Raw genomic sequence first — 24,498 nt, forward strand, 5'->3', positions numbered from 1 at the left:
TGAGGCATCAGATATAATACAGCGAAGGGTAAATAATAGCCGATGAAATAATATTGCGTTAAAGAATATTTTACCCGACAATATGTTTTTTAACTGACGATTAACAAGTAATGAAACATCCGCTTGAAACGCTGATCTCTGCCGCCGGTATCCTGCTGCTGGCTCTGCTCTCCTGCCTGCTGCTGCCGGCCCCCTCCCTTGGGCTCACGCTGGCGCAGAAGCTGGTTGCGACCTTTCACCTGCTCGATCTCAACCAGTTCTACACCCTGTTGTTTTGCCTGTGGTTTTTAGCGCTGGGCGCGATTGAATACCTGGTGTTGCGCTGGGTCTGGCGCCGCTGGTTTTCCCTTGAGCGTTAGTCCGGTGAAATCGCGCATCCCCGCCACCAGCGCTTCGCACCACGCGGCATAGTCGTGGCCGCTGGAGGAGGGGTGGAAGCTGACGCGATAGCCTTTGTCGCGCAGCACCTGCTCGAACTCCAGCGTATTGGCATAAATCCCGCCGTCCGGCCCCGAGGTCTCAAACTTGCCCGCCTGCAGCCAGAAGCGCACCGGATAGCGCGGCGACTGCTGGTACTGCCGCGTCAGCCAGCTCGCCTCCTCCCCCTTCGGCGCCCACCAGTACGACCCCGACAGGCTGAGCACGTTGGCAAACTGGCGCGGATAGCGTAGCGCCACCCATGAAGCGGCCAGGCCGCCGTAGCTCGAACCGGCGACCACGGTTTTTTGTCGCGTCGGGTTCAGCCCCTGCTGGCGCAGCCAGGGCAGCAGTTCGTGGGCCATAAAGTCGGCGAAGAAGGGATTGGGCGGCAGCTCTTTGGCCCGCCGCGGGTGGTCGAGGCTGTCGATAAACACCACGTTAATCGGCGGCAGCGCGTGGCTGGCGATCAGGCTATCGAGGACGTTGGCGAAGTGATATTCATCCTGGTAAGTTTTGCCATCGAACAGCATCAGGGTCCAGCGCGCCGGCTGCGGCAGGCGCGGGCGATAGAGAGTCACCTCCCGGCTGTTGTGCAAAAAGTCGCTGTAGAGCTGATGGCGGGTCAAGATGCCGTAGCGCAGCGGCTGCGCCATCCGCTGCGGGGTGCAGAAACGCGCCGGGTTGAGAGCCAGCAGCGAATAGCGGTTCCAGCGATCGCGGGCGGCGTTAACGCTGTGCGGATTCAGCGGATCGGCCTGGGCGCTGACCAGAATTGCCCGCCGCTGGTCGCGCGTGCTGCCGTCAATTACCGGCACGTCCGGCGCCAGCTTGTACTGCATCAGCGTATCCGCCGGGACCACGTAGCTGCGAAACCACACGTCGGAGCTGCCGAGACGAAACAGCGGATCGTGATCGCCCGCCGGCGATCCCAGCAGAAACACGTTGCGGCTCGCCCCGCGCCACAGAAAAGTGACGCGCTTATGGTCGGCGTCCAGCGCCTCAACCATCGGCGTTCCCTCCTGCTCGCGCTCCTGCCAGAAGCCCGCCGTTGAGCCCCCCGCCGCCAGCTCCTGCATCAGACGCTGCAGACGCGGGCTAACGGGGTCCAGAGGCTGGTTTTTTGCCAGCGCGGTCGTCTCCTTCATCCGCCACTGAAAGCGCCAGCGGGCCCCCTCTTCGCCGTGCAGCACCAGCGCCGAGGGGCGGTTGACCGGCAGAGAAAACAGCACCGTCTGCTCGCCGTCCGCCGGTCCGCCCGCCAGCAGCGTGCGCAGGCGGCGGTTGTGCTCATCCAGCAGGCGGGCATCCGTTACGCCGGAGAGGGTCGCGGTGACGTAGTTTTCCCCCAACGTCGGCAGGTCAAAACAGACCTCACCGCTGGCATCGAATTTTCCCTGCAGCTCTCCCTGCAGCGAGGGAGACTCGCAGTTCATTGCCGCCGCCGGTAGCGCGCTCATCCCCACCAGCAGACCACTCCATGCCATCTTCATTGCCCGATTATCCCTGTAAGAATTTGTTACCAACGCTAATGCAAATGGTAATGATTTGCAATAACATCTGAGCAGTTGGTGATGACCGTTACATTTTCCCTTAGCGGAAAAACGGGTTTCTATGGCAATTAAAACCAAGGATGTAGCTAAAAATATGTTTAACAATAATAAGATAACAAAACTCTGGGTCACAGGTATGGCGCTGGCTTCATGCGCGGGGCAGGTGCAGGCGGCGGAGGAGACGCTGGTGGTCACCGCAGGGAGCAGCGAAGATCCCACCGCGCCGCTTCAGGGGATCGTGGCGACAAAAACGCTCTCGGCCACCAAAACCGCCGCCGAGCTTATCAAAACGCCGCAGTCGGTCTCGGTGGTCACCCGCGATCAGATGCAGGCCCTCGACGTCACCTCGGTATCCCAGGCGCTGCGCTACAGCGCCGGCGTCTTTACCGAGTATCGCGGGTCGTCCAACCGCAACGACGAGGTCTTCGTGCGCGGCTTCAGCTATGTGCCAAAGTATCTCGATGGCCTGAGCTACGGCGCCACCGCCTCCTCGCAAACCGGCACCGTTGACCCGTGGCTGCTGGAGCGCGTGGAGCTGGTGCGCGGCCCGGCCTCGGTGCTGTTTGGTCAGGTCAATCCCGGCGGGCTTATCAGCATGACCAGCAAACGCCCCACCGCCCAGCCGGTTCACGCAGTGCAGTTCCGCACCGGCAACAACCATCTCGCCGAAGGCGCCTTCGATTTTGGCGGCCCGCTGAGCGATGACGGCAGCCTGCTGTATCGCCTGAACGGTATCGCCCGCACGCAGAATAACCAGGTTGACGACTATAAAGAGACGCGGATGGCGATTGCGCCAGCGCTGACCTGGTATCCCAACCAGGCCACCCGCTTCACGCTGCTCACCAGCTATCAAAAAGATCCCGATGCCGGCTACCGCAACTTCCTCCCGCGCTACGGCACCGTCAGCAGCGTCGACGGGAGCTATATTCCGCGCGATTTTAACGTCAGCGACCCTAACTATGACCAGTCGTGGCGCGAACAAACGGCGATCGGCTATGAGTTTGAGCATCAGCTCAACGACACCTTTACGCTGCGCCAGAACGCCCGCTACGCCACCATCAAGCAGAAATACCGCTATCTGGTGTACAGCACCAGCGACGCCAACAGTTCGGTACTGTCGCGCCGCGCCCAGCGCGAGGAGCGCCAGACCGATGAGTTCGGCATTGATAACCAGCTTGAGGCGCAGTTTACCAGCGGCCAGCTGGCGCATACCGTCATCGGCGGGCTGGACTATAAGACCAGCAAGGATAAACAGTACCTCGGCCGCGCCGGCGGCTCGCAGTACGATATCGACTGGCGCCATCCGGTGTACGGCGTTAACGTCGACGAAAGTACCTTCAGTACCGCCAGCGACGAGCAGCAGAATCTCGACCAGGTGGGGGTCTACCTGCAGGATCAGCTGAGCTGGGAGAGCTGGGAGCTGCTGCTTTCCGGGCGCTACGACTGGGCGGAGGTACGAACGACCGACTTTACCGACGCCAGCCGCAGCCAGAAAAACGACAGCAAATTCACCTGGCGCACCGGCCTGCTCTACGCCTTTGATTTCGGCCTCTCTCCGTACATCAGCTACAGCACCTCCTTTGAACCCAACCTGCAAACCAACCGGGCGCCGGGAGTGGGTCCGTTCGACCCGAGCGTGGGCAAGCAGGTGGAGGTCGGCCTGAAGTATCAGCCAAACCAGAATGCGCTGATGACCCTCGCGATGTACGACCTGACGCAGAGCAACGTCGCCACCTACAACAGCGCGGCGGGCTGGTTTGAAAACAGCGGCAAGGTGCGCTCGAAAGGGATTGAGGCCGAGGCGCACGCCACGGTATTCGACAACCTGAACCTGATTGCCTCCTACACCTGGACCGACGCCGAAACCGTCAGCACCACCGTGGCGGGAACCGAAGGGAAAACGCCGGCGCGCATCCCGACGCATATGGCATCGGCGTTCACCAGCTATACGCTGCCGGGCGGCGCGCTGAAAAGCCTGACCGCCGGGGTCGGCATGCGCTATATCGGCACCAGCTACGGTGATGCCAAAAATACCTTCAAGGTGCCGGCGGTGGATCTGTATGACGCCATGGTGAGCTATGAGTTAGGCGAGCTTAGCTCGCGCCTGCAGGGGGCGAAGGTGCAGTTTAACGTCAATAATATCGCCGATACCAAATACGTCGCATCGTGCGCCAGCGATAGCGCCTGTTTCTACGGTATTGGTCGGACGGTAACGGCGACGGTCAACTACGCCTGGTAAGAAAAGCATCCGCCGGTCTCCCCCGGCGGATGCTTCTCAATGCGCGCGGTGATGGTTTTCTTTGCGGTAGGCGCCCGGCGGCTGGTTAAACGTCCGGGTAAAGATGCGGGTAAAAGTCTGCTGCGAATCAAAGCCATATTTCAGGCAGATATCGTAAACCCGCTGGTCGGTATCGCGCAGGTCGCGCGCCGCCAGCCGCAGCTTGCGCTCACGAATATAGCGCCCCAGACTCTCCCCTTTATATTGTAAAAACAGTCGTTGCAGATGCCATTTTGAGTAACCGGAGTGGCGAGCAATATCATCAATACGCAGCGGCTGATGCAAATTGTCATCAATCCACCCGACGATAGTCTCAATCACCTGAGCGGAAATAGTCATAAGTCCTCTCTCCTCTTAAACCACACTGGCGATTACCGCCACCAGGCATTAAATGATTGTGTCTTATCGGCGACCCAAACCGGCTCGCCCAGCATCGGCGTCAGCAAACGCCATGCCCGCTTTTCACTGGCCTCAGCCAGCCGTTTATAAGGGTCGTCCCAGCTGTGCTTTGCCAGCACGAAACGCCCGGCATGTCCCGGTAATACCGCGCGAGCGCCGAGATCGTCGGCTGCCTGCGCCGTCTCATCCGGCATCATATGAATATATTTCCAGTCCTGGTCGTACTGGCCGTTTTCCATAATCGCCAGATCTACCCCGCCAAACCGCTCGCCGATGGCCTTGAAATGCGGGCCGTAGCCGCTGTCGCCGCTGTAGTAAATTTTCTGCTGCGGCGTCACCAGCATAAAGCTGGCCCACAGCGTCTGATTGCGCTTGAGTCCGCGCCCGGAGAAGTGACGGGCCGGCAGGACGTGCACGGTGAGCTCATCGCTGACCTTCACCGACTCGTTCCAGTCCGCCTCGCTGATAATCGCCCCGTCCATTCCCCAGTAGCGCAGGTGCGAGCCGACGCCCAGCGGCGTGACCACGCGCTTAACTTTCGGCATCAGCGCTTTGATGGTGGCGTAATCGAGATGGTCGTAGTGGTCGTGCGAGATAATCAGCAGATCGATTTCCGGCATCTGCTCCGCGCGCCACGGGTAGTCGCCCGGGAAGGCTTTGTTGATAAACGAAAAGGGTGCGGCATAGTTGCTGAAGACCGGATCAATCAGGATGCGCTTGCCCGCCAGCTGCAAAAACCAGGAGGAGTGGCCGAGCCACACCATCGCGTCCTGCCCCGCCGGGAGGCTGGCAAGATCGGTATTGACCAGCGGCAGCGGCTGCTGCGGCCTGGCGTTTTCGCGTTTAGTCACCAGAAAATCCCACCACGCGGCCAGCATGTTTTTCTGTCCGGTAAAGCCCGGCGTGGGCAGCTGGTTATGAAACTGGCCGTCATGATAGTGCGGCGATTGTTCAACGAGGCTAAGCTGTGCGCCCTGTGGCGCCTTACCAAACCCGGCATTTAACACAAACGGTAAAGCTGTTGCTGAGGCTAATAACATGATGGCGACCACGCTGACAATGACACGGTTCATATTCGGACCAGGCTAAACCCTCTGTCCCAAAGGTTTTGCTATAAGACTTGATTATGAGTGAGTAAGCACTCATTATTAGGAAGAAGACGAAAGTCGTCAAGACGATTTTCAATTTTTGACATACACCGTTGCAGTGCCATCACCAGGCATGCTTAGATCCGGGTTTAATTACGTGTGAGGTAAAGTGCAGTGGCTCGTCCTAAGAGTGAAGATAAAAAGCAGGCGTTACTGGAGGCCGCAACCGCCGCCTTCGCCCAGTCAGGTATTGCCGCCTCAACGTCGGCCATAGCCCGCAGCGCGGGGGTTGCCGAGGGGACGCTGTTTCGCTATTTCGCCACCAAGGACGATCTGCTCAACGAGCTGTACCTCTCTATCAAATCGGGCCTGGTGGAGTCGATGGTTGCCGGGCTGACGCCAAACGAGAAGCGCCCAAAAGAGAACGCGCGCAATATCTGGAACAGCTATATCAACTGGGGTATTCGCAACCCGATGGAGCACAAGGCCATCCGCCGGATGGCGCTTAGCGAAAGGATCACCGACGAAACGCGCACCCGCGTTAAAGAGATGTTTCCCGAGCTCAACGAGATGTGCCAGCAGTCGATCAAGGCTATCTTCCAGAGCGGCGCCTATCGCGCCTTCTGCGACGCGCTGTTTCTGTCGCTGGCGGAAACAACTATCGAATTTGCCAGCCACGACCCGAACCGCGCCCGGGAGCTGATCGCACTCGGGTTTGAGGCCATGTGGCAGGCGCTGCATGAGGATGCTGCCTGATGACTCCCGATTCACTGCACGACAGCGCCCGGCGAATCGCGCTGACCTACCCGTTTACCGAGCACTGCTGGCCGTTCGGCCCGGAGTACGACGTGTTCAAAGTGGGCGGACGCATTTTTATGCTCACCACCCACGTTCGCGGCCGGGCGCTGGTGAACCTCAAGGCCGAGCCGCAAAAATCACTGCTGAACCAGGAGATTTATCGCAGCATTGAGCCGGGCTACCACATGAACAAGAAGCACTGGATTACCGTGGTTCCCGGCGCCGATATCAGCGAAGATCTGCTGGCGGAGCTGATTGACGATTCGTGGAACCAGGTGGTGAACAAACTGCCGAAAAAGGTCCAGCAGCGGCTGCGCCCTGAATGATTTTCAGCGCAGCGCGATAAGTGTTATCGCATTTTTGTCTCTTATCATTTCCCCGGCATCGCTGTACTCTTCCTTCCCTGAACGCTCCGTAAGGGGCTGTAAACTCAAATTATCTTGAGATTAAACCTGAGGAAGAGTTATGGATATCGTTGCCGTCGCCCTAAAACGCTACTCCACCAAGGCATTTGATGCCAGCAAGAAACTGACCGCAGACCAGGCGGAAAACCTGAAAACGCTGCTGCAGTTCAGCCCGTCGAGCACCAACTCCCAGCCGTGGCACTTTATCGTTGCCAGCAGCGATGAGGGCAAGGCGCGGGTGGCTAAAGCGGCCAGCGGCACCTACGTGTTCAACGAACGTAAAATCCTCGATGCGTCCCACGTGGTTGTTTTCTGCGCCAAAACCGAGCTGGACGATGCCTGGCTGGAGCGCGTGGTCGACCAGGAGGAGGCCGACGGCCGCTTCGCGACGCCGGAAGCCAAAGCGGGTAACCACAAGGGCCGCACCTTCTTTGCCGATATTCACCGCAAAGATCTTAACGACGCTAACCACTGGATGGCAAAACAGGTCTATCTGAACGTCGGCAACTTCCTGCTCGGCGTTGCCGCCATGGGCCTCGATGCGGTGCCGATTGAAGGCGTCGATTTCGCCATCCTCGACGCTGAGTTCGACCTCAAGGCGCAGGGCTATACCAGCATAGTGGTGGTGCCGGTTGGCCATCATAGCGTCGAAGATTTCAACGCCGCGCTGCCAAAATCACGCCTGCCGCAGGCGACCACCATTACCGAGATTTAATCGCCCCCGGCACGCCGCTCGCCGGCGTGCCAGATTCTTTCCGCGTAGCGGCCGAGCACGGCCAGCGACGCCGCCAGAATCAGGAAGAACACCACCTTATGCATGCTCCCCCAGAAATACTCGAAAAAGCGGGTATAGAGATTTATGGCGAGGAACGTCAGGCCAAACCCCCGCAGCATGCCGTCATCGGTTTTGAGGCTAATAGAGATACAGAGAACCGCCGCCACGCCAAACAGCAGCGCCCACGGCAGCAGCTGCGTCGGTGAAAGGCCGTACCAGCTATCCAGATCGTGGTTGCCAAAAATCGACAAAATCCATAGCGCAATAAACAGATAGGTCAGGCCCATCGCCTTGCTGACGCTAAACAGCCGCCGCTGGCGCAGCCGCTTTTGCAGCGCAAAACAGAGCGCCAGCAGCGCGCCGCCAAACAGCACAAAGCGAATCGGGTAGCTCATACCCAGCCAGTAAGCGCCCCACCCTGATACATAGCCGGTTTCCGCCCCGAACCAGTTGCCGAGCGCCAGCAGAAAAAATAGCCACACCAGCCCGGAGCGGCCGGCGTAGCCGATGGCGCCGTAAATCGCACAGCCGACGAGGAACAGCGGAGCAATATGGCCGCTGCCGTCATCCAGCCGCACGCCGAGCTGCCAGAGCGCCACCGCGGTAAACACAACGCCGGTAAACAGCATCGCCTCGGTGCTGTAGTGCCACTGCGCTTCTCGCCGCTGGCGGCGAAAGCCCCAGCCATAACACGCCAGGGCAATCCCCGTCGGCAGGGCAATACGCGCCAGCGCCGAGTCGCTGAACAGGTTCACCAGCCAGGCGATCGCGTCGCTATCGGCGAACAGGCTGCCCAGCGCAATGAGCAGGCAGGCCAGCGCCGTCCAGAAGGCGTAGCGGCTCAGGCGCTGCCAGTCGAAGGGTGAACGAACTAAATGCGCGTTTAAATGCTGCTGCATCCGCTCATCGATGACGTTATCTTCCCGCCAGCGGCTCACGGCCTCGCGAATAATCTTTTCCTGTCTGCGCGTCACTTTCATTGATAGTCATATCCCTACGGCAATATCGCATCAGTATGACACGGAAAGCGCGCCGCGGCCTGCCGGCGCCCTCTCAGCCCTGATTGTCCAGCCACGCCAGCGCCTGCTCGCCGGCCTCATCCATCGGCAGATAGACCAGCAGCCGCGAGCCGTTGCGCGGCGCCGAGTACCAGTACATCTGCTGCAGGCTAAAGCGCCCCAGCTGCGGATGGTGGAAGTTCTTCACCTGATTCTCCACGCCGCGGACCTCGTAGCGCTGATGCCACAGTGACTCAAACTCCGCCGAGGCAGCGAAAAATCGCGCCAGCTTATTTTCCCACAGCGGATCGCCCCGATGCTCGGCCATCGCCGCGCGGAAATAGGAGACAAAGGTCGCCAGCACGTCGCGGTTTTCAATCCGGCTGCGCCAGGTTTCGTTGGTCAGATACAGGTAGATGCAGTTGCGGTCCTCTTCCGGGAGACTCGCAAAATCGAGGCCCATCAGGCGGCAGAAGCTCTCGTTCCACGCCACGATATCGAAGTTCGGCTTCTGGATACTGGCCGGCTGCGGCATCAGGCTGTCGAGCATCCGCCGGGTGCCGGGGCTTATCCCTTCGCACACCGTCACCTGCGTGGCTTCTGGCGGCGTCAGCCCCGCCAGCACGAACAGGTGCCGGGTCTCCAGCGGGCTGCACTGCAGCGCATTCGCCACCGCAACCAGCACCGATTCCGAGGGGTTAACGTCCCGCCCCTGCTCCAGCCAGGTGTACCAGGTGACGCCGACGTCGGCGAGCATCGCCACCTCTTCGCGGCGCAGGCCGGGCGTTCGCCGCCGCCCGACGCGCGGCAGGCCAAGACGCTGCGGGTCGAGGCTCTCACGGCGGGCGCGCAGAAAGGCGCCGAGCTGTTTACGGCTGTCGTCGGGCGCGACCGGCAGCGGCGCGCGTTGCGGCATTACGGTCATATGACCTCCAGCATGGTAGTGCCAATACCAGTATAAGCAGGAACTGGTACCCGTTTAATTTATCGTTGATGCTACGTCCATCCGCTGAATGACGCAATGGAGAGATCCAATGAATTCGTCTGCTGTTTCACCCGGCCGCGCCGGTTTATTTCTGCTGTTAACCGGTCAGATGCTGCCGCTGATCGACACCTCAATCACCAACGTCGCGCTGGATTCCATCACCCACTCGCTGGACGCCAGCGCCACCCAGCTGGAGCTGATCGTCGCGCTCTACGGCGTCGCCTTTGCGGTGTGCCTGGCGATGGGCAGCAAGCTCGGCGATAACTACGGTCGCCGGCGCCTGTTTATGTGGGGCGTGACGCTGTTCGGCGTCGCCTCTCTGCTCTGCGGGATGGCCAGCTCCATCGGCGAGCTGCTGGCGGCACGTACCCTGCAGGGCGCCGGAGCGGCGCTGATCGTCCCGCAGATCCTCGCCACCCTGCACGTCACCCTGAAGGGCAGCGCCCACGCGCGCGCCATCAGCCTCTACGGCGGTATCGGCGGGATCGCGTTTATCGTCGGCCAGATGGGCGGCGGCTGGCTGGTCTCGGCGGATATTGCCGGGCTGGGCTGGCGCAACGCGTTCTTTATCAACGTGCCGATCTGCCTGCTGGTGCTGGCCTTTAGCCAGCGCTACGTGCCGGAAACGCGGCGCGAAGGCCACTCGACAATCGACTGGCAGGGCACCTTCAGCCTGGCGCTGATCCTCTGCTGCCTGCTGTTCCCGATGGCGCTGGGGCCGGAGCTGCACTGGCCGTGGACGCTGCAGCTGATGCTGGTGGCGGTGCTGCCGCTGCTGGCATGGATGCGCGCGAGCGCGCTGCGCAAACAGCGTCGCGGCGAGCAGCCGCTGCTGCCTCCGCGCCTGCTCAGGCTCACCAGCATTCGCTTCGGCATGGCGACCGCCCTGCTGTTTTTCAGCGCCTGGTCCGGGTTTATGTTCTGTATGGCGCTGACCATGCAGGCCGGGATGGGGATGGCGCCGTGGCAGTCGGGCAACAGCTTTATCGCCCTTGGGGTGGCCTATTTCGTCTCCGCGCTGTACGCGCCAAAGCTGATTGCCCGCTACAGCATGGGGCGGATTTTGCTGATCGGCCTGACGGTGCAGATTATCGGCCTGCTGCTGCTGATGGCGACCTTTTATCATTTCGCCACCCGCACCTCGGCCCTGGCGCTGGTGCCTTCCACCGCGCTGGTCGGCTACGGCCAGGCGCTGATCGTCAACAGCTTTTACCGTATCGGGATGCGCGACATTAGCGCCAGCGATGCCGGAGCCGGCAGCGCGATCCTCAGCACCCTGCAGCAGGCCTCGCTGGGGCTCGGCCCGGCGCTGCTCGGTTCGCTCTTTTTAGCCCTCGCCCAGCGCAGCGGCGGCGACTACACGCTGGCGCTGATCGACTTTCTGGCGGTTGAGGTGGTGATGATGCTGCTGCTCGGCGCCATCGCCCTGCGCCTGCGCCATCATCTGAATATTCGCCCGCTGGTCGCCGCCTCATAATTCATCGGCGCGCGGCCGGAGATTTGCATAATAGGCATCCAGCGGTCATCATAACCGCTGGATGTAAAGGAGACGTTATGCAGGAATTAATATCGCAAATCGCCGCAGCCGGCATCAAAATTACCCCGACGACCTCGCTCATTATTATCTTCGGCATTATTTTTGTGACTGCCATTGTTGTCCATTTAATATTGCACAAGGTAGTCCTGCGGACCTTCGAAAAGCGCGCGCAGGCCAGCAGCCACCTGTGGCTGCAAATCATTACCCAGAACAAGCTGTTTCATCGGCTGGCCTTTACCCTTCAGGGTATTATCGTCAACGTGCAGGCGGTTCTGTGGCTGCAAAAAGGCAGTGAAGCCGCCGACATATTAACTACCGGCGCTCAGCTGTGGGTGATGATATATGCCCTGCTGTCCTTCTTCTCGCTGCTGGACGTGGTGTTCAACCTCTCGCAAAAATTCGCCACCGCATCGCAGCTGCCGCTGAAGGGCATATTCCAGGGCGTAAAGCTGGTCAGCGCGATTATCATCGGAATTCTGGTGATTTCACTGCTGATTGGCCAGTCGCCGGCCATTCTGATTAGCGGCCTTGGCGCCATGGCCGCGGTCCTGATGCTGGTGTTTAAGGACCCGATTCTCGGCCTGGTGGCCGGTATCCAGCTCTCCGCCAACGACATGCTCAAGCTCGGCGACTGGCTGGAGATGCCGAAGTACGGCGCCGACGGCGCGGTTATCGATATCGGCCTGACAACGGTAAAGGTCCGCAACTGGGATAACACCATCACCACCGTGCCGACCTGGTCGCTGGTTTCTGACTCCTTTAAAAACTGGAGCGGCATGTCGGCCTCCGGCGGCCGCCGAATTAAGCGCAGCCTGAATATTGACACCACCAGCATCCATTTTCTCGATGAGCAGGAGCAGCAGCGTTTAGTCCAGGCGAAGCTGCTGAAACCCTATATGGACTCGCGGCATGAGGAGATCAGCCTGTGGAATCAGCAAAACGCTGCCGATCGCTCGGTGCTGAACCTGCGCAAGATGACCAATATCGGCACCTTCCGCGCCTATTTGCAGGAGTATCTCCGCAACCATCCGCGGCTGCGTAAAGATATGACGATGATGGTGCGCCAGCTGGCGCCGGATGCCAACGGCCTGCCGATTGAGATCTACTGCTTCACCAGCACCGTGGTGTGGGCGGAGTATGAGAGCATTCAGGCCGATATTTTCGACCACATCTTCGCCGTGGTCGACGAGTTTGGCCTGCGCATTCACCAGTCGCCTACCGGCAACGACATTCGCTCGCTGGCCGGGCGTATCGGCGCCTGACCTCAGGTACTGGCGCGGGTAATCACGCGCCAGCCCATCATCACCCGCTCGGCTTCCGCCGTCGGGTTATCAATTTTCTTCAGCAGCAGGGTGACCGCCGTGCGGCCAATATCGCGCGACGGCTGCTCAACGGTGGTCAGCTGCGGCGAGACCATCTCCGCCAGCTCGGTGCCGTCAAAGCCGATCACCGCAATATCTTCCGGCACCCGCAGCCCGGCCTGGGCAATGGCCCGCAGGGCGCCGGCGGCCAGCGAATCCGCCACCGCAAAAACCGCGTCAGGCCGCTCTTTCGCCGCCAGCAGGCTTTCCATCGCCGCCTTTCCGGCCGCGGCGCTGAGATCGCTGGCATAGGCCACCTGCTGATAGCTGAGATCCCGCACGTGCAGCACGCTTTTATAGCCGCGCTCGCGCAGGCGGGCGTAGCGATAGCTCAGGTCGTGGTTGATCAGGGCGATTCGCTGACGACCGCTCTGCGCCAGGCGCAGCACCGCCCCCTGCGCCGCGTCAAGATCGTTGATCCCCACGCAGGAGATATTGCCGGCGTCGGCGTATTCGGCGCACTGCACCCACGGCGCGTCGCCGATAAGCGTGGTCAGTTCCGGCAGGCTGGCGAGCGCGTTCATCGTAATCACGCCATCGACCATTTTCCCGGAGAGCAGCTGCAGCCCGGAGGTTGAGCGCGCCAAATCGGAGCCGGAGTGGCAGAGCAAAATACGATACCCGTGCTTTTCAGCTTCCTCTTCTATCCCCTTCACCACCTCGGCGCAAAAGGGATTGGCGATATTGGAGACCATCACCAGGATCATGTAGCTGCGGGCGGTCCGCAGCTGGCGGGCCAGCAGGTTGGGCTGATAGTTGCTTTCCTCAATTGCCTGCAGCACGCGCTCGCGGTTTTTCGCTTTAACGGTCTCGCTGTTGTTGAGCACGCGCGATACCGTCGCCACCGAGACGCCCGCCAGACGAGCAATTTTCTGAATTGACATAGGGGCTGCACTTCCTGCGATAAGCGTAATATGACGCAGGCTATCATAAATGAGCGTGCCGCAGGCATCCAGCGTCGTCGGGAGCGGCGAGATGGCCCGCCCGGGCGGTAAAATCCTTCGCCGGGCTGGCCGCGGCGAAAACTATCAATTATCAGGGCTCTTATCTTCTGGCGTTTACGCTGTCTTTTTTTTATGCAAAATAGGGCTCAAAGAAGACGCCAGCGGTACGTTAGCTACGCCTTCTTAAAAGAAATAATTATTATATTTTCAATTAGTTAATAAACTCATAATTAGGGATGATGTTACCAATGAAATTAAAATCAACGATTATCGTTCTCGGCTGCGCGGCGGCCCTTCTTTCCGGCTGCAGCGCCTCAAAGTCTTCGCCTGAACGCCACGCCTACTATTTTGTCGCCCACCGCTCCGACTTTGTCGGCGGCAACTATGCCGTGAATCGCCAGGATAATTACCGCTTAAACCTGCCGACGTTCAGCAAAACCTATCAGCTCGGCAAAGAGGATCGCGCGGCGGGAATGAGTGAAAACGACGCCAGAAGCCGGGCCGAGCAGATTAAGCAGCAGGCCAGCAAAGGCACGAAGACCGAGCACTCTTTTGACCGCAAGGCGGACGATAAGTGGAGCGCATCGATGGAAGATAAGGACGCCCAGCTGTTTGGCCGCGAGCTCTCCGCCGCCTATCTCGATGGTTATCTCGGCGTGAAATAGCCCGGCAGTGCGCCACCCGAGGTGGCGCATCTCCCTCGCTACCGCTCTACGCTGACCCAGCGCTGCTGCTGATGGCTGCGCAAAATAGCCTCAACGATGTACATCACGTCCGCCCCTTCATAAAACGAAGCGAACCGCCGCGAACACGCATCCGGCATCGCCCCGGCCCGCACCGCCTGGTAGAAGCTCAGCATCATGTTTTTGAAGGCGTCCGGCCAGCCCTCGATATGGCCGGCGGGGAAGTGGGCGCTGGCGGCAACGTCGCGCTGCATCAGGGAAGGGTCGTCGCTGAAGGTCTGATTGGGCCGGTCGCGCTGGCCGACCCACAGCCGCTGGGGGATTTCCTGATCCCACGCCAGGGCGCAGGCGCTGCCGCTGATTTCAACCGTCAGCTGATTCTTCCTGCCGGCGCTCACCTGCGAGATGCTGAAGCAGCCTTTACTGCCGTCATCAAAGCGTACCAGCACCGATCCCCGGTCTTCGGTATCCACCGCCCGCTCCTCGTCGCCCCGACCGTCGCCCTGCTGGCTGAAGGTGGCATCGCCCTGCAAAGCCGCCCGGCGGGTCGGCCACACCGTCGAGAGGTCGGCCATCACCTCGGTGATGCGGCGTCCGGTCATAAACTGCACCGTATCGCACCAGTGCGAGCCGATATCCGCCATCGCCCGCGACGCCCCGCCCAGCGCCGACTCCACCCGCCAGTTGTAATCGGTTTGCAGCAGCATCCAGTCCTGCAAATAACTGCCGTGCGCCGAAAACAGCCGCCCGACCAGACCCTCACGGATCATGCTGGCCGCCTGCTGGACCATCGCGAACTGGCGGTAGACAAAGCTCACGCCGTGCACCACCCCGGCCTTTTCCGCCAGCGCCACCAGCTCGCGGGCCTCTTCCGGGCGCATGCACAGCGGCTTTTCCGAGAAGACGTGCAGCCCGGCGCGCAGGATCTGGCGATTAATCTCCGCATGCAGATGGTTCGGCGTGCAGTTGTGCACCACCTGCAGACCCGGATGCGCCAGCAGACCTTCGACGCTGCCGTAGGCGTGGGCCACGTTCAGCTGCCGGGCCTTCTGCTCGGCCTGCGCCAGGCTGTGGTCGCACAGCGCCACCACCTCAATATCACCCACCCGGCGCAGCGCCTCAATATGCGCCGGACCGATAAACCCGCTGCCGATAATGCCAACCTGGATCATCCCCGTACCTCGCTTCCGGCGGCAAAATCATCAAACGCGCGCCCGGAGGCCGGAATGATATGGCGGCGGATAAATTCGCTGCCCTCGCGGGCACCGGCCTCCGCCTCTTTCAGGCAGCACTCCCACTCCAGCACCGCCCAGCCGGCATAGCCGTACTCGGTGAGCTTGCTAAAAATCCGCTTAAAATCGATCTCGCCGTCCCCCGGCGAGCGGAAGCGCCCCGCCCGCTGGAGCCAGTTCTGGTAGCCGCCGTAAACGCCGCAGCGGCCGTCGCGGCGGAACTCCGCGTCCTTGACGTGAAAGGCTTTTATCCGCTGATGATAGATGTCGATATAGGCCAGGTAGTCCATTTGCTGCAGATGCAGATGGCTGGGGTCGTAGAGCATATTGCAGCGCGGATGGTTATCCACCAGCTGCAGAAAACGCTCGAAGGTCACGCCATCGTGCAGATCTTCGCCGGGATGAATTTCGTAGCACAGATCCACCCCCTGCTGGTCAAAGCCGTCGAGGATCGGCCGCCAGCGGCGGGCCAGCTCGCTAAACGCCTCCTCAAGCAGCTGCGGGTTGTGCGGCGGCCACGGGTAAAAATAGGGCCACGCCAGCGCCCCGGAGAAGGTGGCGTGCGCCGTCAGGCCTAAGCGCCCGGAGGCGATCGCCGCCTGCTGCAGCTTTTCGCAGGCCCAGCGCTGCCGCGCCTGCGGATTTCCGCGCAGCGCGGGGGGCGCAAAGCCGTCAAACGCCGCGTCGTAGGCCGGATGTACCGCCACCAGCTGCCCTTCCAGATGCGTAGAGAGTTCGCTAATCACCAGCCCGTGCGCCGCCAGCCGTCCCTTAACCTCGTCGCAGTAGGTCTGGCTCGCCGCCGCCTGCTCAAGGTCAAAGATAGCCGGATGGTTGCACGGGATCTGCAGCGCCCGATAGCCCAGCCCCGCGGCCCACTCCGCCAGCCCGTCGAGGGTGTTAAACGACGGCTGCGTGCCGATAAACTGCGCCAGAAAGATGCCCGGCCCCTTGATAGTTCTCATCACCACCTCCGAAAAATTAGCGCGGCTCTTTCTCGTTATACTGGAAAGAGAAAAGGAAAATCAGTGCGATAACCGCCGCCGCAACCGCCGGGATCCACCAGAAGGTGACCCACGCCTGCGGTACGGCCTGTCCGGCAACCAGCTGGTTATACAGCGCGCCGGAGATTTGCGAACCGAGCAGCATGCCGATACCGTAGGTGAACATCACAATCATGCTCTGCGCCTGGCCTTTTACCTTCTCCCCCGCCACCCGGTCGGTATAGATAAAGCCGACGACAAAGAAAAAGTCGTAGCACACGCCGTGCAGCAGGATGCCGAGATAGAGCAGGAAGCGCCCCTCTTCGCTGACGCCGAGGGCAAAGAAGGCGTAGCGCACGAACCACGCCAGCATCCCCACCAGCAGCATATATTTCACCCCGAGGCGGCGGAACAGCAGCGGGATCACCAGCATAAAGACGATTTCCGACATCTGGCCGAACGACATCGCGGTGCTGACGTCAGCCACGCCGGCATCCGCCAGGTATGAGGCGGTGTAGGCGTAGTAGGTCCCCAGCGGAATGGAGATCAGCGTGGCGCACAGGCAGAAGATAAAGAAGTGGCGCGTTTTCAGCAGCGCAAAGGCGTCGGCACAGAGCAGATCGCGCAGCTTTACCGGCATCCCCTTCGCCGGCGCCGGCGTATGGGGCAGCGTCAGGCTGTAGAGCGCCAGCACCACCGAGCACAGCGCCGCAAGGCTGAAGATGGCGGTAGTGTTGGAAATACCGGTCACCCCGATGCAGATCCCGGCAATAATCCAGCCGATGGTGCCGAAGACGCGCACCACCGGAAAGGTTTTATCGACGTTCGCCAGGCTGTGGAAAGCGATATTATTGGTCAGCGCCAGCGTCGGCATATAGCACAGCGTATAGCCAAACAGCAGGCCGATCAGCAGCGCGCCGTTTTGCGCGACCAGCGCCTGCGGGACAAACCACAGAATCGCCGCCCCCGCCAGGTGCATCACCGCCATCACCTTCTGCGACGGGAAGAAGCGATCGACCAGCATCCCCAGCACAAACGGCGATAAAATGGAGGCAATCGGCCCGGCGGAGAACGCATCGCCGATCAGCAGCGCCATATCGTAGCGCGTCATCACCAGGCCGAGGGTGACCGACCAGCTCCCCCAGATAAAGAACTGCATAAACATCATTAACGACAGGCGCGGCACCAGAAACCGGTGCTGCACGCGAACACTTTCACGACCTTCAGCTGTTGATACCATTTTGACCGCCCTCAAAAAGTAATCGATTACAAAACCGCTCGATTGACAAAGTAATCGATTACAAAAGGAAGATCCTTAAGCAAATGCGCTAAGCGCGAAGAAGATCACAATAAAGGATTACGGCTCCGTCGGACGACGGAGCCGCAGGCGTTACGCCGGACGGCGCAGCAGCTTGAAGACCACAAACAGGAACAGGATCCACACCGGCAGCAGAACGGCCGACAGGCGCATTCCGTCGATCGTGCACATCAGCACCAGAATCAGCCCCAGGAAGGCGATGCAGAGATAGTTTCCGCCTGGCGCCAGCAGCGCTTTGAACTTCGACTCGCGTCCCTTACGACGCTGCGCGGCGCGGAATTTCAGATGCGCCATGCAGATCATTATCCAGTTCAGCAGCAGCGTCGCCACCACCAGCGCCATCAGCAGGCCCAGCGCCTTTTGCGGCAGCAGGTAGTTGAGCAGCACCACCAGGGAAGTGATCACCCCGGAGAGGATCAGCGAGTTGACCGGCACGCCGCGCTTGCTGACTCGGGCGAGAAACTTCGGCGCGTTGCCCTGCACCGACAGGCCGAACAGCATCCGGCTGTTGGAATAGACGCCGCTGTTGTAAACCGACAGCGAGGCCACCAGGATGACGAAGTTGAGCGCGGAAGCCACCACGTTGCTGTCGAGATTATGAAAAATCATCACGAACGGGCTGCTGTCAGATTTCACGTCCACCCACGGGTAGAGCGCCAGCAGCACCACCAGCGAACCGATATAGAACAGCAGGATACGGTAGACCACCTGGTTCACCGCTTTCGGAATGCTCTTTTCAGGATTCTGCGCTTCCGCGGCGGTGATGCCGATAAGCTCCAGGCCGCCAAAGGAGAACATAATCACCGCCAGCGACATCACCAGGCCGTGCCAGCCGGTAGCCAGAAAGCCGCCGTGACGCCACAGGTTATCGAATCCCGCCTTGCTGCCGCCGTGGCCGCCGAACAGCATCCACAGGCCGAAGCCGATCATCCCGACAATCGCCAGCACCTTAATCAACGCAAACCAGAACTCCGCCTCGCCGTACAGGCGCACGTTCACGAGGTTAACGGCGTTGATGATAATAAAGAAGACCGCAGCCCATACCCAGGTCGGCACGTCCGGCAGCCAGTACTGCATGTAGATGCCGGCGGCGGTCAGCTCCGCCATGCCCACCAGCACGAACATCACCCAGTAGTTCCAGCCGGAAAGAAAGCCGGCAAACGGGCCCCAGTATTTATAGGCAAAGTGGGCAAACGAGCCGGATACCGGCTCTTCAACAACCATTTCGCCAAGCTGGCGCATGATCAGAAAGGCGATGATCCCGGCGACGGCGTAGCCAATCAGAACCGCCGGTCCCGCCATTTGAATCGCCGGGCCAATGCCGAGAAACAGGCCGGTGCCGATAGCGCCGCCGAGGGCGATGAGCTGGATATGTCGGTTCTGTAAACCGCGATGAAGCGTCGGGCCGCCGTGTTCTACGGTATCCGACTGCGTTGACGCGTCTTTCACGTCGATCCCCTGTCATTTTTAGTGAAGGGGCACCTTTTACACTTATGCTCGCCCGACTTCAAGCCGCAGATGCGTTTGTTGCCGGCGACGAGGGGCGAGCCGTCCGGGCCCGCCCCGCGCTTTGGCCTTAGAAATCGTAGCTCATCGATACGCGAACGGTGCGCGGATCGCCCACCGACAGGTAGGTGCCGGAATCATCGACGCCGGACCAGTACTTCTCGTTGGTGACGTTGGTTACCCCCGCACGCCAGACCATTTCGTTACCATCGGCGTTGAGGCGCATGCGGTAGCGCACGCCCAGATCGAGGGTGGTATAGCTGTCGAGCTTCTTCGTATTCGCCGCATCGGCGTACTGCGAACCGGTGTGGTTAACGCGAGCGGTGGCCGTCAGGCCCTCGACCGGCTTGATGTCATACTCGGCCCCCAGCACCGCATAGAAACGCGCCACGCCAACCGCGTCTTTTCCGTCGTTGACGCCCTTAGCCGTTTTGGTCTGCTCGGGATCGAGCCACTGCGTGCTGCCGTTGAGGCGCAGCCCCAGCATCGGCTCGCCAAAGACGTTCAGCTCGGCGCCGCGGTTGCGCTGTTCGCCGTCCAGCCCGTAGTAGCCGTTCGCATCGGAAATCGCGTTCGGCTTTTTGATTTGAAACAGCGCCAGCGACCCGCCGACGGTGCCGTAGTCAACCTTCACGCCCACTTCATCCTGCTTCGAGTGCGCGATCCCGGTGCTCTGCCCGGCGTTGGCGGCGGTATTTGGCGCCACGCTGCCCGGCTGCAGCGCTTCGGTGTGGTTGGCGTACAGCGACAGCGTTTCCCACGGCTTGTAGACGAGGCCCAGGGTCGGCGTCCAGCGGCTTTGGGTATAGAGCGAAGCGGGGTCCTCCACGCCGGTTTTATTGCTGTAGTTACGCACTACCACCTTCTGATGACGGGCGGCGGCGGTCAGCAGCACATTGTCGTTAAAGAAGCCCAGCGTATCGCTCAGCAGCCAGCCCTGAGTGCGGCTGCGCGAGGTGGTCAGGGGGTCGAAGTAGTTGCCGCCAAACAGGGTGTTATCCGGCATCGGCACGTCGCGGCCATCATAAATATTGGTGGTCGGGTTTTTCGTCGACATCCGCCACGCGGTTTTATCGCGCTTGATCTGCGCCGAGTAGCCGACGTTGACCTGATGGGAAATCGCGCCGGTGTTGAAGTCACCGCGCACGCCGCCCATACCGCTGAAGGCGTCGATAATCCGGTTGGTGTCCAGGCGCCCGGCGGTCGCGTCGCCGTTTTCATTCAGCAGCTTCGCGGTGCTGTAGGTGCCGGTCTCGTGCGCGTGCTGGCCGCCGAGGGAGCCGTACAGCGTCCAGCTGTCGCTGAGATCGTATTCCGCCTTCGCCATCCCGAATTCGTTCTCGATATCGCTATAGCCCCACTTCTGGCCGTAGTTTTTGCGGTTATCCGGCACCGCGGGCACGAAGTCGACGCCGCTGACGTTCACCCCCATCTCCCCGCCGTGGAAGGTTTTTTTCTGGTAGCCAAAGTCGAGCGATGAACGGAAGCGATCGCTGCGGTAGTCCAGCCCCAGGGAGGCCAGCGTCGTGCGACGGCGGTCGTTTTCCACCGCCGCTTCGCCTTCGCGATGCACCAGGTTGACGCGCGCGCCGAACTGGTTGTCATCGCCAAAACGACGGCCGAGGTCGAGGCTGCCGCCGACCTGAGAATCGGAGGTATAGTCGACGCCCACCCTGGCGGTTGGGATATCCTCAGCCCGCTTCGGCTCAAGGTTGATCATCCCGCCGACGCCGCTGCTGGCCGCGCCGTTGAGCAGGCCGTTGGCACCCTTAAAGACCTCCACCCGCTCCAGCATCTGGGTATCCATCACCTGACGCGGCACCACGCCGGCGAGGCCGCCCATGGTCATGTCGTCGCCGTCGAGCTTAAAGCCGCGAATGCGGTAGGTTTCGGCAAAGTTACCGTAGCCCTGCACCGTCTGGATCCCCGCATCGTTGCTGACCACGTCGGCAATGGTGCGCGCCTGCTGGTCCTGAATCAGCTTTGCGGTGTAGCCGATGACGTTAAAGGGGACGTCCATCGCCTTTTGTTCACCGAGCATGCCCAGCCGGCCGCCGTGGGCAATCTGCCCGTCGAGGAAAGCCGGCACCACCAGGTCGCCGCCGGCTTTAAAATCGCCGCCTTCGCTCGCCTGGACGACCATAACCTCTTCGTTTTTTTTGCCGGCGCTGGCGTCGTCCGCCGCCGCCGCGCCCTGGGCGATGGCGCCAATCGTTAACGCCAGCAGCGTTTTACGCAGCGGGAAGGATGAAGTATGAGTGACGTGCATAATGTGTCCCGTGGAGGAGAAAAGTGAAACAAAGGGCCCGCTGCCGGGCCAATTTTAGTTATTGATTCGCCAGCTCGAGGCGGACAACGCTGTCCGGGCCTTTGGTCGAATGATCTTTATTAAACGGCTGCTTGACGGTCACAAACAGCGTCTGACCATCGGCTGAGAGCAGCAGGCTGTTGGGGTTAGCCGGGATATCCCACTGACGCTTCTGCGCATAGCTGGTGCCGTCGAGGCTGATGACCTTGCCGGACTCGCGCCGGGAGATATAAATCTCATTGCGTTTCGGGTTGAACAGCACCGCCAGCGAGTCGCCCACGTCGAGCTGCTTGATCACCTTGCCGCTGTGAATATCCAGCACCAGGGTGGTTTTCGCTTTTGAGTTATCGGTGACGAACAGGCGGCCGGTTTCGCTATCTTCGGCGATATTCAGCAGCAGCGCCGGCTTGTCGCCCAGCGGCTTCCAGCGCTGCTCAACGCGGTTATTACGCGGGTTGATAACGAGGATCTCTCCGCCGCCGTTGGCCGCGTACAGGCGCCCGGTTTGCGCGGAATAGTGCAGGCCGGTCATCCATTTGCCGGTGTTTTTAATTCGCGCTTTCAGCTTCAGCGTGTTGGCGTCAACCACCCAGATTTGCGCCGGGTCGGCAACTGCACCCACGTAGAGAGTGTCGTTCAGCAGCAGGATCTGCCGCGCGCCGTACGGCAGCCCCTTCTCGTTGCGCTCGCTAAACAGCAGGCGCTTTTTGACTTTGCCGGTGGCGGTGTCAATGGCGCTGATGCCGCCGTCGAGGGAGTTGGTGACGAACAGCGTTGCGCCATCCGGCGTTATCTGGACGGCAAAGTTTTTCAGGTCGGTATAGCTCAGGCCGATGGTCTTCAGGGTTTTCGGGTCGAGCTTATAGACCGCCCCGCCCTGCACGTCTTTAAAACCTTCGGCGCTGGCAACGTACAGCGCATCGCCTTTCGGGCTCAGCGCCATTTCATAGAGGCCTTCGGCCAGCTCGCGCTTCAGCGGCTGCGCCAGGGTAGTAGCGGCGGCGCTGTCGACAGCCGGTTGCGCAACGGGAGGGGTATGGGTAGCGGCACAGCCGCTTAAGAGCGCAGAGATAGCCAGCGCGAGGGCCGGAATAGCGTATTTCACAGGAGGAATCCTTTACATAATCAATGACCTGATGGTAGCTCCTGGCCGATATTTTTTGCTTCAGCCTTGCCGTACCGAGCCCCACCCTACGCCTTCGCTGTTTCCCTGTGAGCCACTCACTGACGCAGGTCATTCCCTACTTAGCCTGCAAACAAAAAGAAGAATGAGAACTATACTCATTATCGTCATTCAGGCAAGCGTAATCACTTCCGTTGCGGGCAAAAACAGTAATCTGCTGATTTTAGAACATGATACGCGAAGGGATTTGTCGCCAGCCTGGGAGCATGACGTTGCGCCTTCCCGGACACCGCCGTCCGGGAAGGCTATTTCATCTTTCGTGCAGCGTGTTTAGTGCAGCTTGAGGTGCGGACGAATGATGCGGTTAATCCCGCCGGAGAGCATCAGCAGGCCGGTTTTCACGTAGCCGTGCAGCGTCACCTGATGCATACGGTACAGCGAATCGTAGACCAGGCGCGCGAGCCTGCCCTCCACCATCATCGGCCCCACCGGCAGATGGCCCATAATGCTCCCGAGGGTGGTATAGCCTGAGAGCGAGACCAGCGAGCCGCGGTCGCGATAGACGAACGATTTCAGCGGTCGGCCCTTCAGCTGCGCAATAATGTTGTTCGCCGTGAAGAGGGCCATCTGGTGAGCCGCCTGGCCGCGCGGAGGAATAAATCCCCCCTCCGGGCGCGGGCAGGCGGCGCAGTCGCCGAAGGCAAAAATATGGCTATCGCGGGTGGTCTGCAGCGTCGGCTCAACGACCAGCTGGTTAATCCGGTTGGTCTCAAGGCCCGCAATTTCGCGCATAAAGTCCGGCGCCTTGATGCCGGCCGCCCACACCATCAGATCCGCGCTAATTACGCTGCCGTCTTTGGTGTGCAGCCCCTGCTCGTCGGCGCGGGTAATCAGGGTTTGGGTCATCACGTTGACGCCCAGCTTCGTCAGCTCATCGCGCGCGGCCAGGGAGATGCGCTCCGGCAGCGCCGGCAGAATACGCTCGCCGGCTTCAACCAGGCTGACGTTCAGCGCCTCGTTGGTCAGATGCTTATAGCCGTAGCGCTGCAGCTCTTTCACCGCATTGTGCAGTTCGGCCGACAGTTCGACGCCCGTCGCCCCGCCGCCGACAATGGCAATATTCACCTTGCCGAGGTTCTGCGGGTTAGCCGAATGCCTGAGGAACAGGTTAAGCATCTGCTGATGGAAGCGTTTTGCCTGCTCGGCGCTGTCGAGGAAAATACAGTTCTCTTTTACCCCCGGGGTATTAAAGTCGTTGGAGGTGCTGCCCAGCGCCATCACTAAGGTATCCCAGCCGAGGGTGCGTTCGGCAACCAGCAGCTCGCCGTTTTCATCGCGCAGTTCCGCCAGGACGAGGGTTTTCGCGTCGCGATTAATATCGATAACGGCGCCGTGCTGGAACTCAAAATAGTGCTTACTGGCATGCGCCATAAAGCTTAGGGCGTCCACGCCGGCATCCAGCGATCCGGTCGCCACCTCATGCAGCAGCGGCTTCCACAGGTGGCTCTGGCTGCGATCGACGAGGATAATCTGAGCCTTATTACGTCGACCGAGCTTATGCCCCAGCTGCGTGGCCAGCTCCAGCCCGCCGGCACCGCCGCCGACAATGACAATTTTTTTTAATGGCGCAGTCACTGCAACCTCCTAAAAATAAAAAACCAATGTTAATTAAAAATTGTTAATTAAAAATTACTATGCAATATTTAATTAACAACAGTTCGCCGAATAGCAATAAGCAAAAGAAATAATTCCGCAGCCTGTAGTAATAACGCCAAAATGGATAAGCAGCCATTTTTAATCCGCTTATT

Annotated in this window: 21 protein-coding genes; 8 read left to right on the plus strand and 13 right to left on the minus strand. The window is 60.3% G+C overall.

The window, feature by feature from the left end:
* Positions 1-110: 110 nt before the first annotated feature.
* Positions 111-359: a DUF1158 domain-containing protein gene (locus tag RTE01_RS06935; protein ID WP_041144484.1), complete on the plus strand. Its 249-nt coding sequence runs from the start codon at positions 111-113 to the stop codon at positions 357-359.
* Here RTE01_RS06935 and RTE01_RS06940 read toward each other — a convergent pair.
* On the minus strand, positions 288-1,910 hold the full coding sequence (locus tag RTE01_RS06940) for an alpha/beta hydrolase-fold protein (protein WP_141334858.1): 1,623 nt from the start codon (positions 1,908-1,910) through the stop codon (positions 288-290). The two genes, RTE01_RS06935 and RTE01_RS06940, sit on opposite strands and share 72 nt — an antisense overlap.
* A 154-nt stretch (positions 1,911-2,064) precedes the next feature.
* Between RTE01_RS06940 and RTE01_RS06945 the strand changes: the two genes are divergently transcribed.
* Positions 2,065-4,209: a TonB-dependent siderophore receptor gene (locus RTE01_RS06945; protein ID WP_134525386.1), complete on the plus strand. Its 2,145-nt coding sequence runs from the start codon at positions 2,065-2,067 to the stop codon at positions 4,207-4,209.
* Between the two features lie 36 nt (positions 4,210-4,245).
* On the opposite strand, the gene RTE01_RS06950 is transcribed toward RTE01_RS06945, so the two are convergent.
* Both RTE01_RS06950 and RTE01_RS06955 read right to left on the minus strand, forming a co-directional pair.
* Positions 4,246-4,587 carry a RamA family antibiotic efflux transcriptional regulator gene (locus tag RTE01_RS06950; protein WP_041144482.1) on the minus strand — a complete coding sequence of 114 codons (342 nt, stop codon included), beginning with the start codon at positions 4,585-4,587 and terminating at the stop codon, positions 4,246-4,248.
* 32 nt (positions 4,588-4,619) lie between these two features.
* A complete protein-coding gene (locus RTE01_RS06955; RefSeq protein ID WP_041144481.1) occupies positions 4,620-5,720 on the minus strand; it encodes an MBL fold metallo-hydrolase in 1,101 nt (366 codons plus the stop codon).
* A 189-nt stretch (positions 5,721-5,909) separates the two neighbouring features.
* Here RTE01_RS06955 and RTE01_RS06960 point away from each other — a divergent pair, with 189 nt between their 5' ends.
* The 3 genes from RTE01_RS06960 (at position 5,910) to nfsB (ending at position 7,652) form a co-directional block, all read left to right on the plus strand.
* Positions 5,910-6,491 (plus strand): TetR/AcrR family transcriptional regulator, encoded by a 582-nt coding sequence (locus RTE01_RS06960; RefSeq protein ID WP_134525385.1) that lies wholly within the window; start codon positions 5,910-5,912, stop codon positions 6,489-6,491.
* The gene (locus RTE01_RS06965) at positions 6,491-6,859 is read left to right on the plus strand and encodes an MmcQ/YjbR family DNA-binding protein (RefSeq protein WP_041144479.1); all 369 of its coding nucleotides are present in this window, start codon (positions 6,491-6,493) and stop codon (positions 6,857-6,859) included. The genes RTE01_RS06960 and RTE01_RS06965 overlap by 1 nt, the downstream gene beginning before the upstream one ends.
* A 139-nt stretch (positions 6,860-6,998) precedes the next feature.
* Positions 6,999-7,652, plus strand: coding sequence for an oxygen-insensitive NAD(P)H nitroreductase (nfsB, locus tag RTE01_RS06970; RefSeq protein WP_041144478.1), 654 nt, complete (start codon positions 6,999-7,001; stop codon positions 7,650-7,652).
* On the opposite strand, the gene RTE01_RS06975 is transcribed toward nfsB, so the two are convergent.
* Both RTE01_RS06975 and RTE01_RS06980 read right to left on the minus strand, forming a co-directional pair.
* On the minus strand, positions 7,649-8,611 hold the full coding sequence (locus tag RTE01_RS06975) for a DUF2157 domain-containing protein (RefSeq protein ID WP_409372330.1): 963 nt from the start codon (positions 8,609-8,611) through the stop codon (positions 7,649-7,651). The two genes, nfsB and RTE01_RS06975, sit on opposite strands and share 4 nt — an antisense overlap.
* Before the next feature lie 154 nt (positions 8,612-8,765).
* A complete protein-coding gene (locus RTE01_RS06980; RefSeq protein ID WP_041144476.1) occupies positions 8,766-9,635 on the minus strand; it encodes a helix-turn-helix transcriptional regulator in 870 nt (289 codons plus the stop codon).
* A gap of 109 nt (positions 9,636-9,744) precedes the next feature.
* Between RTE01_RS06980 and RTE01_RS06985 the strand changes: the two genes are divergently transcribed.
* Both RTE01_RS06985 and RTE01_RS06990 read left to right on the plus strand, forming a co-directional pair.
* Positions 9,745-11,172 (plus strand): MFS transporter, encoded by a 1,428-nt coding sequence (locus RTE01_RS06985; protein ID WP_041144475.1) that lies wholly within the window; start codon positions 9,745-9,747, stop codon positions 11,170-11,172.
* A 77-nt stretch (positions 11,173-11,249) separates the two neighbouring features.
* Positions 11,250-12,494, plus strand: coding sequence for a mechanosensitive ion channel family protein (locus tag RTE01_RS06990; RefSeq protein ID WP_041144474.1), 1,245 nt, complete (start codon positions 11,250-11,252; stop codon positions 12,492-12,494).
* Between the two features lie 2 nt (positions 12,495-12,496).
* On the opposite strand, the gene RTE01_RS06995 is transcribed toward RTE01_RS06990, so the two are convergent.
* The gene (locus RTE01_RS06995; protein ID WP_134525384.1) at positions 12,497-13,477 is read right to left on the minus strand and encodes a LacI family DNA-binding transcriptional regulator; all 981 of its coding nucleotides are present in this window, start codon (positions 13,475-13,477) and stop codon (positions 12,497-12,499) included.
* A 308-nt stretch (positions 13,478-13,785) separates the two neighbouring features.
* On the opposite strand from RTE01_RS06995, the gene RTE01_RS07000 reads away from it, so the two are divergent.
* Positions 13,786-14,202, plus strand: coding sequence for an Exc2 family lipoprotein (locus RTE01_RS07000; RefSeq protein ID WP_041144471.1), 417 nt, complete (start codon positions 13,786-13,788; stop codon positions 14,200-14,202).
* 38 nt (positions 14,203-14,240) lie between these two features.
* Here RTE01_RS07000 and RTE01_RS07005 read toward each other — a convergent pair whose 3' ends face one another.
* The 7 genes from RTE01_RS07005 to RTE01_RS07035 form a co-directional block, all read right to left on the minus strand.
* Entirely contained in the window at positions 14,241-15,392 is a 1,152-nt protein-coding gene (locus tag RTE01_RS07005; protein ID WP_141334862.1) for a Gfo/Idh/MocA family protein, read from the minus strand.
* Positions 15,389-16,417 carry a sugar phosphate isomerase/epimerase family protein gene (locus RTE01_RS07010; RefSeq protein WP_141334864.1) on the minus strand — a complete coding sequence of 343 codons (1,029 nt, stop codon included), beginning with the start codon at positions 16,415-16,417 and terminating at the stop codon, positions 15,389-15,391. The genes RTE01_RS07005 and RTE01_RS07010 overlap by 4 nt, the downstream gene beginning before the upstream one ends.
* 16 nt (positions 16,418-16,433) lie before the next feature.
* A complete protein-coding gene (locus RTE01_RS07015; RefSeq protein ID WP_166793768.1) occupies positions 16,434-17,639 on the minus strand; it encodes an MFS transporter in 1,206 nt (401 codons plus the stop codon).
* Positions 17,640-17,825: 186 nt separating this feature from the next.
* Positions 17,826-19,202, minus strand: a complete 1,377-nt coding sequence (gene pheP / locus RTE01_RS07020; protein ID WP_041144467.1) for a phenylalanine transporter — start codon at positions 19,200-19,202, stop codon at positions 17,826-17,828.
* 127 nt (positions 19,203-19,329) lie between these two features.
* On the minus strand, positions 19,330-21,528 hold the full coding sequence (locus RTE01_RS07025; protein WP_141334866.1) for a TonB-dependent receptor: 2,199 nt from the start codon (positions 21,526-21,528) through the stop codon (positions 19,330-19,332).
* Positions 21,529-21,586: 58 nt separating this feature from the next.
* Positions 21,587-22,672, minus strand: a complete 1,086-nt coding sequence (locus RTE01_RS07030) for a YncE family protein (protein WP_141334868.1) — start codon at positions 22,670-22,672, stop codon at positions 21,587-21,589.
* Between the two features lie 348 nt (positions 22,673-23,020).
* Positions 23,021-24,325: an NAD(P)/FAD-dependent oxidoreductase gene (locus RTE01_RS07035; RefSeq protein ID WP_134525382.1), complete on the minus strand. Its 1,305-nt coding sequence runs from the start codon at positions 24,323-24,325 to the stop codon at positions 23,021-23,023.
* Between the last annotated feature and the right edge of the window lie 173 nt (positions 24,326-24,498).

Origin of the sequence: Klebsiella terrigena (assembly GCF_006539725.1) — a bacterium.
Classification (GTDB): domain Bacteria; phylum Pseudomonadota; class Gammaproteobacteria; order Enterobacterales; family Enterobacteriaceae; genus Klebsiella; species Klebsiella terrigena.

What these genes read in the sequence shown, in the direction of transcription:
- RTE01_RS06935 (WP_041144484.1), top strand. Translation starts at nt 111, where the DNA reads ATGAAACATCCGCTTGAAACGCTGATCTCTGCCGCCGGTATCCTGCTG.
- RTE01_RS06940 (WP_141334858.1), bottom strand. Translation starts at nt 1,910, where the DNA reads ATGAAGATGGCATGGAGTGGTCTGCTGGTGGGGATGAGCGCGCTACCG.
- RTE01_RS06945 (WP_134525386.1), top strand. Translation starts at nt 2,065, where the DNA reads ATGTTTAACAATAATAAGATAACAAAACTCTGGGTCACAGGTATGGCG.
- RTE01_RS06950 (WP_041144482.1), bottom strand. Translation starts at nt 4,587, where the DNA reads ATGACTATTTCCGCTCAGGTGATTGAGACTATCGTCGGGTGGATTGAT.
- RTE01_RS06955 (WP_041144481.1), bottom strand. Translation starts at nt 5,720, where the DNA reads ATGAACCGTGTCATTGTCAGCGTGGTCGCCATCATGTTATTAGCCTCA.
- RTE01_RS06965 (WP_041144479.1), top strand. Translation starts at nt 6,491, where the DNA reads ATGACTCCCGATTCACTGCACGACAGCGCCCGGCGAATCGCGCTGACC.
- nfsB (WP_041144478.1), top strand. Translation starts at nt 6,999, where the DNA reads ATGGATATCGTTGCCGTCGCCCTAAAACGCTACTCCACCAAGGCATTT.
- RTE01_RS06975 (WP_409372330.1), bottom strand. Translation starts at nt 8,611, where the DNA reads ATGCAGCAGCATTTAAACGCGCATTTAGTTCGTTCACCCTTCGACTGG.
- RTE01_RS06980 (WP_041144476.1), bottom strand. Translation starts at nt 9,635, where the DNA reads ATGACCGTAATGCCGCAACGCGCGCCGCTGCCGGTCGCGCCCGACGAC.
- RTE01_RS06985 (WP_041144475.1), top strand. Translation starts at nt 9,745, where the DNA reads ATGAATTCGTCTGCTGTTTCACCCGGCCGCGCCGGTTTATTTCTGCTG.
- RTE01_RS06990 (WP_041144474.1), top strand. Translation starts at nt 11,250, where the DNA reads ATGCAGGAATTAATATCGCAAATCGCCGCAGCCGGCATCAAAATTACC.
- RTE01_RS06995 (WP_134525384.1), bottom strand. Translation starts at nt 13,477, where the DNA reads ATGTCAATTCAGAAAATTGCTCGTCTGGCGGGCGTCTCGGTGGCGACG.
- RTE01_RS07000 (WP_041144471.1), top strand. Translation starts at nt 13,786, where the DNA reads ATGAAATTAAAATCAACGATTATCGTTCTCGGCTGCGCGGCGGCCCTT.
- RTE01_RS07005 (WP_141334862.1), bottom strand. Translation starts at nt 15,392, where the DNA reads ATGATCCAGGTTGGCATTATCGGCAGCGGGTTTATCGGTCCGGCGCAT.
- RTE01_RS07010 (WP_141334864.1), bottom strand. Translation starts at nt 16,417, where the DNA reads ATGAGAACTATCAAGGGGCCGGGCATCTTTCTGGCGCAGTTTATCGGC.
- RTE01_RS07025 (WP_141334866.1), bottom strand. Translation starts at nt 21,528, where the DNA reads ATGCACGTCACTCATACTTCATCCTTCCCGCTGCGTAAAACGCTGCTG.